This window comes from Streptomyces sp. G45, assembly GCF_049542095.1.
Classification (GTDB): Bacteria; Actinomycetota; Actinomycetes; order Streptomycetales; family Streptomycetaceae; genus Streptomyces.
Map to the genome: position 1 here is coordinate 1,385,880 of NZ_JBMUZU010000001.1, position 12,393 is coordinate 1,398,272.

Sequence of the window (12,393 nt, forward strand, 5' to 3'; positions counted from 1 at the left end):
GGCTGTCCTCATCCGTGTTCCGGGCAGGGGACCAGAGCCGGTGACGCGTACACGGAAGCCAGGAACTCAGGAAGGCGGAGTGTGATGCTGCACGAGAGCACGGACGGCACCGGCGGCCCGGGCGGCGACGAGCTGACGGTGCCGATGGCATGGCTGTACGCCGAGTACATCGCGGACGAGCTGCTGCGGACCGGCGACCTGATGCCGCCCACGTCCTTCGAGTACCGGGCCGGGCGCGACGCGCTCGCCCTGACGATCTTCCTGTCCGACACGCGCGGCGAGCTGTCCGGCATCCGCGTGGTGTCCCAGCTGGAGACCTGGCTGACGCTGACGGCCCACGACACGGCGTGGCAGGACTGGGTGCACGAGCGCATGGACGGCCTCACCGCCGACGCCGTGGCCGCGCGCGGCCCCGCGCCCGACCTGGCCCTCGCGGAGGCCGCCTGGCGCTGGCTGAAGGAGACCGAGCTGCTCGCGCCCGACCTCGACGCGGTGCCCGGCGGCGGCCCCGGCCCCGGTGAGGACGACGCCCCGAAGGTCTGGACGGCGGCCTGGCAGCTGGGCCTGCCGCTCGGCCACCTGGCCATCCAGCTCTTCTGAGCCCGCTCCGGGGCCGCGCCCGGCGTCGCGGCCCGTTGAGTGATCCGGCGGCCGATTCCGTACGGGAGGGCACGAGCACCCTCACCGACAAGGAACGACGCCATGGGGTCCCTGGAGCGGCATCGCGACGCCGGCGCCTACGCGCTCGGCGTCCTCGACCACGCGGACGCGTTCCGCTTCGAGGACCATCTGACCCGGTGCCCCGACTGCCGGGCCCGCCTCGACGAACTCGCCCCGCCGGTGCGGCTGCTGCGCGCCTGCGGCCCCTCCCCCGCGCTCCCGGCGGCGCCGGACCCCCGGCTCCTGGACCGGCTCGTCGACACGGCCGGGCGGGCGCGGCGCAGGCGGTGGCTCGGCGGGGTCGCGGCGGGCGTGGCGCTGGCCGTGGCCGGGCCGTCGGTGGCGCTGCTCGGGGCGGGCGGGGGCGAGCGGGCCGCCGCGAGCGGCGCCCGCGGGGAGGTGTCGGCCGCGCTCACCGCGCGCGGGCGGACCTGGGGCACCGACGTCGACCTGCGCGTGCGGGACGCGGCGGGGCCGCGCACGTGCGTGCTGGTGGCCGTCGGGGCCGACGGCGCCGAGACCGCCGTGACGACGTGGCGGGGCCGCGCCCTGACGACGAGCGCGACGGCCGCGCTGCCGCTGCGCGCCCTGTCCCACTTCGAGATCCGCACCCCGGGGGGCACCCGGCTCCTCACGCTCCGCCCCCGGTGACCCCGCGCCACGGCGGCGCGCGCGCGTCCCGCACCTACTTCAGCAGGCGCGACAGGCGGCGGTCCGCCAGGACCTTGCCGCCCGTCTGGCACGTCGGGCAGTACTGGAGCGAGGAGTCCGCGAACGACACCTCCCGGATGGTGTCCCCGCACACGGGGCACGCCTCCCCCGCCCGCCCGTGCACCCGCATCCCGGCCTTCTTCTCCGCCTTCAGCCGGGCGGCGGCGAGCCCCCGCGCCCGCTCCACGGCGTCGGCGAGCGTGCCGCGCAGGGCGGCGTACAGCCGGGCGGTCTCCTCGCCGGTGAGGCGCCCGGCGGGTTTGAAGGGGGACATCCGCGCCGCGTGCAGGATCTCGTCGCTGTAGGCGTTGCCGATGCCCGCGATCAGGCTCTGGTCCCGCAACGCGCCCTTGAGCTGGCGGTGTTCACCGGCGAGCAGCTTGCCCAGGCGCTCCTCGGTGAAGTCGTCGGCCAGCGGGTCGGGGCCCAGGCGCGCGATGCCCGGCAGCGCCCGCGGCGCGTGGGTCACGTACACCGCGAGGCGCTTTTGCGTACCGGCCTCGGTGAGGTCGAAGCCCGCGCCGGTCTCGACGGCCACCCGCAGCGCCAGCGGGCCCCTGCCGGGCCGGGGCGCGCCGCTGGGCAGCGGGTCCTGCCAGCGCAGCCAGCCCGCGCGGGCCAGGTGGGTGACGAGCCACAGCCCGTCCGCGTCGACGGCGAGGAACTTCCCGTACCGGGCGACCGCCGTGACCGCGCGCCCTTCGAGGGCGGTCACCGGAGGGTCGTACGTCTTCAGGACGCTGACCGCGACGGGCAGCACGCGGACGATCTCGTGCCCGGCCAGTTCCCCGGCGAGGAACGACCGCAGCGCCTCGACCTCCGGCAGTTCGGGCATCGCCGCCTCACCTTCCCGTACCGCGCGCGGGCACGATGAACTCGCACCACACGCACTTGCCGCTGCCGCGCGAGTCCACGCCCCACACGTCCGCGAGCCGGTCGACGAGCAGAAGGCCGCGCCCGGAGACGCCGTCGTCGGTGGCCTCGCGCAGCCGGGGCAGGGCACTGGAGGAGTCCTCGACGTCCACGCGCAGCCGCCGGTCGGCGCCGCTGACCACGCGCAGCGTGACGATGGCGGGCCCGTCGGTGTGGGTGAGGGCGTTGGTGATCAGCTCGTCGGCGGCGAGTTCGATCTCGTCGGCGCGGTCGCGGGCACCCCAGGCGCGCACGGCGGCGCGGATCATGTGCCGGGCCTCGACGAGCGCCTCGGGGTCGCCGGACGCCACGTGCTGCTGGAGGCGGCCGCCGGAGCGCGGGGCGTCCACGACGACGCGGCGCAGCAGGAGCAGCGCCGCGTCGTCCTCGCCGCGCCCGCCGTCGGCGCCGCACAGCAGCTCGGCGAGGTCCTCCAGGTCGCGCGGGCCGGTGCTGACGAGTTCGGCGAGCGCGCGGGTGCCGTCGTCGAGGTCGGCGCCGGGCTCCTCGACGAGCCCGTCGGTGTACAGCAGCAGGGCCTGGTCCGGGTCGAGTTCGACGGTGGTGACGGGGTAGTCGAGCCGCCCGAACTCGGCGGACAGGCCGAGCGGCAGGCCGCCGTCGACGGGCACGCGGCGGCAGGTGCCGTCGGTGAGGCGGAGCAGGGGGTCGATGTGCCCGGCGCGCACCAGCTGGACCACGCCGGTGGACAGGTCGGCCTCGGCGTACAGGCAGGTGGCGAAGCGGTCGGTGTCCAGCTCGTGCAGGAAGCCGGAGGCGCGGGCCATCACGGTGGACGGCGGGTGGCCCTCGGCGGCGTAGGCGCGCAGCACGATGCGCAGCTGGCCCATGACGGCGGCGGCGTGCGTGTCGTGGCCCTGGACGTCGCCGATGACGGCGCCGACGCGGCCGCCGGGCAGCGGGATCACGTCGTACCAGTCGCCGCCGATGTCCCGGCCGAGGGCGGCGCTGCGGTAGCGCACGGCGATGTCGGCGCCCGCGACGCCGGGGATGGTGCGCGGCAGCATGGCCTGCTGGAGGCCCTTGGCGAGGTCTTTCTCCTGCTCGTACAGCATGGCCCGCTGGAGGCTCTGCGCGATGCTGCTGCCCAGCGCGACGATGACGTCGCGCTCCTCCTCGGTGAAGCCGGTCCGGTCCTGGTAGAGCAGCCCGAGGGCGCCGATGGGCCGGGCCTGCGCGATCAGCGGCAGGTAGGCGGCGGCCGTGATGCCGAGGTGCTCGATGTGCGGCCACAGGACCGGGTAGGAGTCCGCGAACTCCTCGGGCGACTCGATGAAGCGCGGGGTGAGCGTGCGCACGGTCTCGCTCATCGGGTACGGCTCGTCGACGCGGGTGACGCGGGTGCCGGGCACATAGCTGCCGACGGGCCCTTCGGCGACGAGCCGGATCCGGCCGGACTCCACCAGGCCCATCACGATGTTCGACGCGCCGAGGTTGGCGAGGCCGTGGGTGTCCTTCAGTACGTCGATGACGTCGTCGACGGTGCGGGCGTGGGCGAGGGCGGCGGTGGTGTTCCGCACGATGCTGGTGCGGCGCCGCCGCTCGGCCTCGGCCTCGACGCGCTCGCGGTGGGCGGTCCGCTCGCTCAGCTCCCGGGTGGCGTCGCGAACGATGCCGACGATGCGTACGGGGCGGCCGGTGCCGTCGCGCAGGATGTGGCCCTGGGTGTGGGTCCAGCGCAGCGTGCCGTCGCGGCGGCGCACGCGGAAGTACGCGCCGTAGTTCACGCTGCCGTCCTTCAGCGCGCGGGAGACCTGGCTGTCCAGGCGGTGCGCCTCGACGGGCGGGACGCGCGTGGCGAGGCTCTCGGGCCGGTTGTCGAATTCGTCAGTGCGCAGGTCGAACAGGGCCAGGGCCTCCGCGTCCAGGAGCAGCACGCGCGTGTCGAGGTCCCAGTCGAAGCCGCCCATGCCGAGCCCCGGCCCGTACAGGTCGAGGAAGCAGCGCGGGCCGGATGCGGAGGTGCCGCAGCAGCGCCGTACCGCCGCCTCGACACCGTCTGTGCCCGCGTCCATGGGCCAACGCTAGGCGCACCCTCGGGCGCCCGCATGTGGACGGCGGCTCACCGGGGCGGGGTGGGGCAGCCGGGCGGCGGCGGGAGGACGCCGGGGCCGCCGTCCGTGCCGGGGAGGAGGGTGGGGCAGTCGGGGGTGTGGTGTCGCCGCCGGGGGTGTCAGGGCCGTCGGGGGTGTCGGGCTGCTGCTGCTCGTCGGGGGCGGTGGGGAAGGTCGGGTCGGTGGGGTCGGAAGGGGCTGTGGGGTCAGTGGGGTCTGGGGGGTCTGTGGGATCGAGGAGGTCCTGGGTGTCACCGGGGTCCGTCGGTTCGGTGGGGGTCAGGGAGTCCGGGGAGGCGGGAGAGTCCGGCGAGCCGGTGGGGCTAGCGGTGTCGGTCGGCCCGGTCGGGTCCAGGGAGTCCGTGGGGTCCGTGGGGTCCGCGGGGTCGGTGGAGTCCGTCGGGGTGGGACGCGGCGGCGGGGCCGGGCGGTCGTGCCGGGCGTGCTCGTCGCCGGTCCGCCGCTCGATCCAGGTGTTGTTGACGACGTTGACGATCGTGATGACCGTGATCGGGCGGGGCGCGGGCACCACGACGATCACCTGGGTCGGCCGGAAGCCGGTCCAGGGCTGCCCGTGGTGGCGGGGCGTCTGCCGGAAGGCGACCGGTGGCTTCAGCGGGTTGCCGCAGGCGCACCGCACCCGGGGCAGGCCCCGGTCGTCGACGAGGACGGCGGTGCCCGCCTGGAGCACGGACTGGAAGGCGGTGGCGCGGCCGTCGCGGTAGCCGTGGTTGGTGACGCGGGTGTCCGCGCGCAGCACGACGGGGGTGAGGCCGCGCAGGTACGCCGGGACGGCGCCCTGGGCGATGCCGACGGCCCCGGCGAAGGCGCGGGCCTTGGCGGGGGCGGCGGTCAGATGGCGGATCTGTGCGCCGACGTCGCAGCTGCTGAGCCGGTGCGTGCCGCCGTACAGGCCGGGAGTGCCGCCCTCAAGGGAGCGCAGGCCCTGGTCGGTGGGGGACGCGGAGCCGGAGGGCGGCGGCTGCGGCGAACGGGTGACGGGCGGGGGGCTCGCGGCGGTCCGCGCGGTGGAGTCGGTGAACGGGTCGGGGCCCTGGGCGGCGACGGGCTGGAGGAACAGCTCGCGGCCGCCGCCCGTCGTGTCCCGCGCCTCGGTGCCGCCCTCGCCATCGCCGCCGGAGCAGCCGGTGGCCGCGAGGGCCAGGGCTATCGCGAAGGCGCTCGCGTACGTGCGGATCGCTGCCGCCACGGGGTCCTCCCGCAGATCGCCGGGCACTTTGCCCTTATTGTCCGAGCGGGGGCGCGACTTGTCCGGTCGGGCGCGCGGCGGCGCGCACGGCGAGGGACACGCCACGGCGAGGCACACCGTACGGAGCAGGGCCCGGCGGTCGCCGGGCCCAGGCTGTCTGGCGGGGGGCGCCCCTCACTGATCCCGCCGCCCCACCCCCATCACCGTGATCACCACGGCCCCCAGCGCCCACACCCCGTACACCGTCCACGCCCCGCCCACGGACCACGGGTACGCGGTCTGGAGCGTGCCCGGCTGGGTCAGGCGCTCCCAGGCCTCGTACGGCATCGCGTGCGCCACGACGGCCGACCAGTGGCGGTCGGAGCTGAAGACCAGGGGCAGGATCAGGAGCGTGGCGACGCTCAGGACGATGGCCGTGCCCATGTGCCGCACCAGCGTGCCGAGCGCCAGGCCGGTGAGGGCCCCCACGGGCAGCAGCAGCGCGGAGGCCGCGACGACGCGGGCCGCGCCCGGGTGGTCGAGGGAGACGCCGAGGCCGCGTCCGGACAGGATGGCCTGCGTGCTGACGAAGGAGGCCAGCGCGATCAGCGCGCCGAGGGCGGTGGTGACGGCGGCGAGGACGGCCGCCTTGGCCGCCATCACCGACCGGCGCGCCGGGACGGCCGCGAACGTGGTGCGGATGAGCCCGGTGCCGTACTCGGCGGTCACCGTGACCGCGCCGAAGGCTCCGGCCGCGAGCACGGGGATGGTGGCGGCGTTGCCGTTGAAGGCCTCCTGGAGCGCCATGCCGTCCCGGATGAAGTCGACCCTGCTGCGGTCGTCCCGGCCCGTCCAGTAGCGGTAGGTGTCGTACGCCGTACCGGCGTTGAAGCCCACGACGGCGAGGAACACGACCGCGTACGTCCACGGCGTGGAGCGCAGCGACCACAGCTTGAGCCACTCGGCGGCGAGCAGGTCGCGGAAGCGGGCGGCGGGCTCGGCGGGCGTCCCGCGGCCGTCGGTGTCCTGGGGCGGCAGGGTGAGCGGCGCGGTCATCGGGCTTCTCCGGTGAGGAATTCGGCGCTGTCGGCGGTCAGTTCCATGAAGGCGTCCTCCAGGGAGGCCTCGCGGGCGGCGAGTTCGTGCAGCGGCAGCGAGTGACGGCAGGCGAGGTCGCCGATCCGGGCGGCGTCCAGGCCGGTCACCGTCAGGCGCGGCCCGTCGCGCTCCACGCGGGCGCCCTCGGCGGTGAGCAGCCGCGCGAGGTCGGCCGGGCGCGGGGTGCGCACCCGGACGCCGGAGCCCGTGCCGCGCGCGGCGAACGCGCTGACCGGCTCCGCCGCGATGAGCCGCCCGCGGCCGATGACGACCAGGTCGTCGGCGGTGTGTTCCATCTCGGACATCAGATGGCTGGAGACGAACACGGTGCGGCCCTCGTCGGCCAGGCGCCGGAACAGGCCGCGCACCCACAGCACCCCCTCCGGGTCGAGCCCGTTGAGCGGCTCGTCGAAGAGCAGCACCGGCGGGTCGCCGAGGAGCGCGGCGGCGATGCCCAGGCGCTGCCGCATGCCGAGCGAGAAGCCGCCGACGCGCCGCCGGGCCGCTCCGGTGAGGCCCACGTCGGCGAGGACGGCGTCGACGCGGCGGCGCGGGACGCGGTTGGCGCGGGCCAGCACCGCGAGGTGCGCGACGGCGGTGCGGCCCCCGTGCACGTCCCCGGCGTCGAGCAGCGCGCCCACGTGGCGCAGGCCGCGCGGCCGGTCGCGGAACGGGCGGCCGCCTACGGTGACGGCGCCCGACGTCGGGTCGTTCAGGCCGAGGATCAGGCGCAGCGTGGTGGACTTGCCCGCGCCGTTCGGCCCGAGGAACCCGGTGACGCGGCCGGGCCGCACGGTGAAGGTGAGGTCCTCGACGGCCGTGGTGCCGCCGAACCGCTTCGTCAGTGCCGTGGCTTCGATCATGGCGTCAACGGTGCCGCGGGCGGGGCCCGTCCGGCATCGGCCCCGGGCTGACACTTGGCGGGGCGGCGGTGTCGACCTGGGTGTACACCCCTGGTCCGATGACCGTTGTCGATCATCTGGCTACGCTGTCGGGCATGTCCGCGACACCGCGTCCGCCCGTGCTCAAGCGCCTGCCGCCGGGGGCCTGGACGGCCCTGGCGTGGTGCGCGGGTACGGCGCTCACGTTCCTGATCCGGATCCGGCTGCCCGGCGAGTCGGCGCCGTCCGTGCTGCCGGGCGTCCTCCTGCTGCGCTGGGACGGTCTGCTGGCCCTCGCCCTCGCCACGGCCGTGACCGTGCGCGGCGGCACCCTGCTGCCGCGGCGCCCGCTGGCGGCGCTCACGCTGCTGCTGCTCGGCTCCGTCATCGGCGCGAACCCGCTGAGCGTGGCCGAGATCCCGCTGCTGCAGTTCCTCGCGGTGGACGTCGCGGTGTACTTCATCGCCTCGTCCCGGCCCCGCCGGACCGGGGCGGTGGCGCTCGCGATGGCGTTGGGCACGCTGGCGGGGTACCTCGCGGTGCGGCTGCTGAGCGGCTGGGTCGTCGGCACCTCCGCCGAGCTGACCGTGGGCCTCACCGCCGTCATCGCCTGGCTGCTCGGCCGGGCGGCGCACGAGGCCCGCGCGCACGCCGAGCAGGTGCGCGTCCAGGCGGCCGCGCAGGCGGTGACCGCCGAGCGGCTGCGGATCGCCCGGGAGCTGCACGACATGGTGGCGCACACCATCGGCATCGTCGCCCTCCAGGCCGGGGCCGCGCGGCGGGTCATCGACACCCGGCCCGAGCTGGCCCGCGACGCCCTCGGCGCGGTGGAGACGGCGAGCCGCGACACCCTGTCGGGCCTGCGCCGGATGCTGGGCGCGCTGCGGCAGGCCGAGCCGGGCGAGGCCGCGCAGGCGGCGCCGCTCGACCCGAGCCTGGGCCTCGCCGACGTCAACCGGCTCGCCGCGCGGACCACGGCGGCCGGGGTCCGCGTCGACGTGCGCTGGCTGGGCACGCCCCGGCCGCTGCCGCCGGAGGTCGACGTGTCGGCGTACCGGATCATCCAGGAGGCCGTCACCAACGTGGTGCGGCACGCGGGCACCACGTCCTGCCGGGTCACCGTGGCGCGGCGCCGCAAGGAGCTGAGCATCGAGGTCGTCGACGACGGCAGGGGCGCGGGCGCGGCGGGCGGCCAGGGCTCGGGGTACGGGCTTGTCGGGATGCGGGAGCGGGTGAGCCTGCTGCACGGCGAGTTCTCGGCCCGGCCGTGCCCCGGCGGCGGCTTCCGGGTCGCGGCCCGCCTGCCGGTTCCGGCGGGTGCGCGATGACGGTGCGGGTGCTGCTCGCCGACGACCAGCCGCTGGTGCGGACGGCCCTGAGCATGGTCATCGCCGAGGCCGAGGGCCTGGAGGTGGCCGGTGAGGCCGGGGACGGGGCGGAGGCGGTGCGGCTCGCCGCTCAGCTGGCCCCGGACGTCGTCGTGATGGACATCCGCATGCCCGGCATGGACGGCATCGAGGCCACCGGCCGGATCACGGCGGCCGGGAGCACCCCGCGCGTGGTGGTCCTGACGACGTTCGACGACGATGACTACGTGTACGGGGCGCTGCGCGCGGGCGCCTCCGGGTTCCTCGTCAAGGACATGGCCCTGGACGACATCCTGGGCGCGGTCCGCGTCGTCGCCGCCGGGGACGGGCTGATCGCGCCGAGCGTCACCGGGCGGCTCATCAAGGAGTTCGCGGGCCGCCCCGTGGCACCGCCGCCCGTGGAGGTGGGCGGCATCACCGGCCGGGAGCGCGAGGTGCTCGCCCTGGTCGGCGGCGGCCTGACCAACACGGAGATCGCCGAGCGCCTGTCCATCAGCGTCGCCACCGCGAAGACGTATGTGACGCGGCTGCTCGCCAAGCTGGGCGCCCGCGACCGGGTGCAGCTCGTGATCATCGCGTACGAGACGGGGCTCGTGGCGCGCTCCCGCTGACGGGACCCGCACGGCCCGGCCGCCGACGGGAACCGTGCCTCACTCAGCGTCACAATGAAGGGGTGGAGTGGTTCACGGCGGACGGCTACTGGCTGAGCCGTCTGGTCTTCCAGCGGGTCCTCGCCGCGGTCTACCTGGTCGCGTTCCTCGGCGCCGCGGCGCAGTTCCGCGCGCTCATCGGGGAGCGGGGGATGCTGCCGGTGCCCGCGTACGTGGCGCGGGTGCCGTTCCGGAGGGCGCCGAGCCTGTTCCAGCTGCGCTACTCGGACCGGCTGTTCGCGGGGTGCGCGTGGACGGGCTGCGCGGTGTCGGCGGCGCTCCTGGCGGGCGTCGACGGGTGGCTGCCGCTGGGGGCGGCGATGGCGCTGTGGCTGGTGCCGTGGCTGCTGTACCAGTCCGTCGTGAACGTGGGCCAGACCTGGTACGCGTTCGGCTGGGAGTCGCTGCTGCTCGAAGTGGGCTTCCTCGCCGTGTTCCTGGCGGGCGACGACGTCGGGCCGCCCGTGCTGGTCCTGTTCCTGCTGCGGTGGGTGCTGTTCCGCGTGGAGTTCGGCGCGGGCCTGATCAAGATGCGCGGGGACGCCTGCTGGCGCAGGCTCACCTGTCTGTACTTCCACCACGAGACGCAGCCGATGCCGGGCCCGCTGAGCTGGTACTTCCACCGTCTGCCGCGCCCGCTGCACCGCGTGGAGGCGGCCGCCAACCACGTGACCCAACTCGCCGTGCCGTTCCTGCTGTTCACGCCGCAGCCGGTGGCGACGGGCGCGGCCTGCCTGATGGCCGCCACCCAGCTGTGGCTGGTGCTGTCCGGCAACTTCTCCTGGCTGAACTGGCTGACCATCGCGCTCGCCCTGTCCGCCGTCGACTTCCGCCTGTTCCTCGGCGACGCCGCCGGGCCCCCGGCGGACCTCGCCGCTCCGCCGCTCTGGTACGAGGTCCTCGTCGTCGCCGTGACCGCGCTGGTGCTCGGCCTCAGCCACCGCCCGGTGCGCAACATGCTGTCCCGGCGACAGGTCATGAACACCTCCTTCGACCCGCTGCACCTGGTCAACGCCTACGGCGCGTTCGGCAGCGTCAGCCGCGTACGCCAGGAAGTGGTGATCGAGGGCACGGCGGACGCGGTGCCGCGGGTGGACTCCGACTGGCGGGAGTACGGCTTCAAGGGCAAGCCGGGCGATCCCGGGCGCTGGCCGCGGCAGTTCGCGCCGTACCATCTGCGGCTCGACTGGATGATGTGGTTCGCCGGGCTCTCCCCCGCCTACGCCCGCTCCTGGTTCGGGCCGCTGGTGGAGCGGCTCCTGGACGGCGACCGGGACACGCTGCGGCTGCTGCGCCACTGCCCGTTCCCCGATGCCCCGCCCACGCACGTGCGCGCCACGCTGTACCGTTACCGCTTCACGACCTGGGCCGAGCTGCGCGCGACGGGCCGGTGCTGGGAGCGCACATACGTACGGGAGTTCCTGCCGCCGACGGCGCTCGCGCCGAACGCCCCGGCCGCGCCCCGGACCGACCCGTGACGGGCGGCCTCACCACACCGAGGCGGGCGCCGCCTCCTTGGGGTTGGGCCCGTACTGGTTGGGCGGCGCGCTGTCCTGGGCGAGCAGGACGACCAGGACGATCCACCCGACCAGCGGGACCAGGGACAGCAGCAGCCACCAGCCGCCGCGGCCCGTGTCGTGCAGGCGGCGGACGCCGACGGCGAGGCCCGGCAGCAGCACCGCCACGGCGTAGACCGCCTCAAGGGCGAAGCCAAGGCCGAGCGCCATGTCGGCGAACATCAGCGCCACGCTGATGACGAGGCTGATCAGCGTGAACATCCAGTACTCGGCGCGCCGGGCGCGCCCCTCGAAGACCGCGTACTTCTTGAGCACGTCCCCGTACCAGTGCATGGCGCCCCCTGTCTTCCGCGCCGGACGCGTTCCCCGAAGACCGCGCCCACACCTCGAACGTAGGGCTTCGGGCGGCGGCCGTCACCGGCGCGTTCCGCTGGACGGAACATCCCCGGGCGCCGCCCCCGGCTCCCGCAGCCCGTAGACGCCCCGCGCGGTCCCGCCGCACACCTCCGCGCGCTCGGCGAGACTCAGCGACGCGGTCAACTCCCTTGCCGTGTCGATGACTTGACTGTACGGGGCGGCGAGGCCGCACACCGGCCAGTCCGAGCCGAACATCAGCCGCCCGGGCCCGAACGCCTCCAGGGCCACGTCGGCGTATGGCCGCAGGTCGGCCACCGTCCACGCCGCCCAGTCGGCCTCGGTGACCAGGCCGGACAGCTTGCCCACGGTGTTCGGCAGCGCCGCGAGGGCCCGCACCCGCGACGCCCAGGGCTCCAGGGCGCCGGAGGCGACGGGCGGCTTGCCCAAGTGGTCGAGGACGAAGGTCAGCTGGGGCAGGCGGGCGGCCGCCGTGACGCAGGCGGGCAGCTGGTGGGGCAGCACCACCAGGTCGTAGGCGAGGCCCGCGTCCGCGACGGCGGCCAGGCCCCGCAGCACGTCCGGCCGCAGCAGCCACTGGGGGTCGGGCTCGCCCTGCACCTGGTGGCGGATGCCCACCAGGCGCTCGCCGCCGGGCAGCCGGGTGAGCGCGGCGAGGGCGTCGGCGACGTCGGGGCGGGTCAGGTCGGTCCAGCCGACGACCCCGGCGACCAGGTCGCTGTCCGCGGCGAGCGCCAGGAGCTCCGGGGTCTCCGCGGCGGCGGTGACGGTCTGCACGAGGACCGTGGCGGTGACGCCGTGCGCGCGGGCGTGCGGGGCGAGGTCGTCGAGGCCGAAGGTGCGGCGGAGCGGCGCCAGCGCGGGCCCGGCGATCCAGTCCTGGTCGCGCACGGCGAGGTCCCACACGTGGTGGTGCGCGTCCACCAGGCCTCCCGGTTCCGCCGCGTCCCCCGGGGCT

12 protein-coding genes are annotated in these 12,393 nt (G+C 75.7%); 5 read left to right on the forward strand and 7 right to left on the reverse strand.

The window, feature by feature from the left end; all coding sequences use genetic code 11:
• The first annotated feature begins 84 nt into the window (after window positions 1-84).
• Complete coding sequence (locus ACOBQU_RS05585; RefSeq protein ID WP_423624791.1) at window positions 85-600, forward strand: hypothetical protein; 516 nt, start codon at window positions 85-87, stop codon at window positions 598-600.
• 102 nt (window positions 601-702) lie between these two features.
• Entirely contained in the window at window positions 703-1,311 is a 609-nt protein-coding gene (locus tag ACOBQU_RS05590; RefSeq protein ID WP_423624792.1) for an anti-sigma factor family protein, read from the forward strand.
• A 34-nt stretch (window positions 1,312-1,345) separates the two neighbouring features.
• On the opposite strand, the gene ACOBQU_RS05595 is transcribed toward ACOBQU_RS05590, so the two are convergent.
• The 5 genes from ACOBQU_RS05595 to ACOBQU_RS05615 all read right to left on the reverse strand — a co-directional run bounded on the left by ACOBQU_RS05595 (window position 1,346) and on the right by ACOBQU_RS05615 (window position 7,508).
• Window positions 1,346-2,206, reverse strand: coding sequence for an Fpg/Nei family DNA glycosylase (locus ACOBQU_RS05595; protein ID WP_423624793.1), 861 nt, complete (start codon window positions 2,204-2,206; stop codon window positions 1,346-1,348).
• Between the two features lie 7 nt (window positions 2,207-2,213).
• A complete protein-coding gene (locus ACOBQU_RS05600; RefSeq protein WP_423634266.1) occupies window positions 2,214-4,235 on the reverse strand; it encodes a SpoIIE family protein phosphatase in 2,022 nt (673 codons plus the stop codon).
• Window positions 4,132-5,568: a DUF6777 domain-containing protein gene (locus ACOBQU_RS05605; protein WP_423624794.1), complete on the reverse strand. Its 1,437-nt coding sequence runs from the start codon at window positions 5,566-5,568 to the stop codon at window positions 4,132-4,134. Before ACOBQU_RS05605 ends, ACOBQU_RS05600 begins: the two co-directional genes overlap by 104 nt.
• Before the next feature lie 174 nt (window positions 5,569-5,742).
• Window positions 5,743-6,603, reverse strand: coding sequence for an ABC transporter permease (locus tag ACOBQU_RS05610; protein ID WP_423624795.1), 861 nt, complete (start codon window positions 6,601-6,603; stop codon window positions 5,743-5,745).
• Entirely contained in the window at window positions 6,600-7,508 is a 909-nt protein-coding gene (locus ACOBQU_RS05615; RefSeq protein ID WP_423624796.1) for an ABC transporter ATP-binding protein, read from the reverse strand. Before ACOBQU_RS05615 ends, ACOBQU_RS05610 begins: the two co-directional genes overlap by 4 nt.
• A 134-nt stretch (window positions 7,509-7,642) precedes the next feature.
• On the opposite strand from ACOBQU_RS05615, the gene ACOBQU_RS05620 reads away from it, so the two are divergent.
• From ACOBQU_RS05620 to ACOBQU_RS05630, 3 genes are all read left to right on the forward strand, one after another.
• The gene (locus ACOBQU_RS05620; RefSeq protein ID WP_423624797.1) at window positions 7,643-8,854 is read left to right on the forward strand and encodes a sensor histidine kinase; all 1,212 of its coding nucleotides are present in this window, start codon (window positions 7,643-7,645) and stop codon (window positions 8,852-8,854) included.
• Window positions 8,851-9,504 carry a response regulator gene (locus tag ACOBQU_RS05625; protein ID WP_423624798.1) on the forward strand — a complete coding sequence of 218 codons (654 nt, stop codon included), beginning with the start codon at window positions 8,851-8,853 and terminating at the stop codon, window positions 9,502-9,504. The genes ACOBQU_RS05620 and ACOBQU_RS05625 overlap by 4 nt, the downstream gene beginning before the upstream one ends.
• Before the next feature lie 62 nt (window positions 9,505-9,566).
• Window positions 9,567-11,021 (forward strand): lipase maturation factor family protein, encoded by a 1,455-nt coding sequence (locus tag ACOBQU_RS05630; protein ID WP_423624799.1) that lies wholly within the window; start codon window positions 9,567-9,569, stop codon window positions 11,019-11,021.
• A 9-nt stretch (window positions 11,022-11,030) separates the two neighbouring features.
• Here ACOBQU_RS05630 and ACOBQU_RS05635 read toward each other — a convergent pair whose 3' ends face one another.
• Together ACOBQU_RS05635 and ACOBQU_RS05640 are read right to left on the reverse strand one after the other, a co-directional pair.
• On the reverse strand, window positions 11,031-11,393 hold the full coding sequence (locus ACOBQU_RS05635; RefSeq protein ID WP_423624800.1) for a DUF805 domain-containing protein: 363 nt from the start codon (window positions 11,391-11,393) through the stop codon (window positions 11,031-11,033).
• Window positions 11,394-11,474: 81 nt separating this feature from the next.
• Window positions 11,475-12,359 (reverse strand): amidohydrolase family protein, encoded by an 885-nt coding sequence (locus ACOBQU_RS05640; RefSeq protein ID WP_423634268.1) that lies wholly within the window; start codon window positions 12,357-12,359, stop codon window positions 11,475-11,477.
• Between the last annotated feature and the right edge of the window lie 34 nt (window positions 12,360-12,393).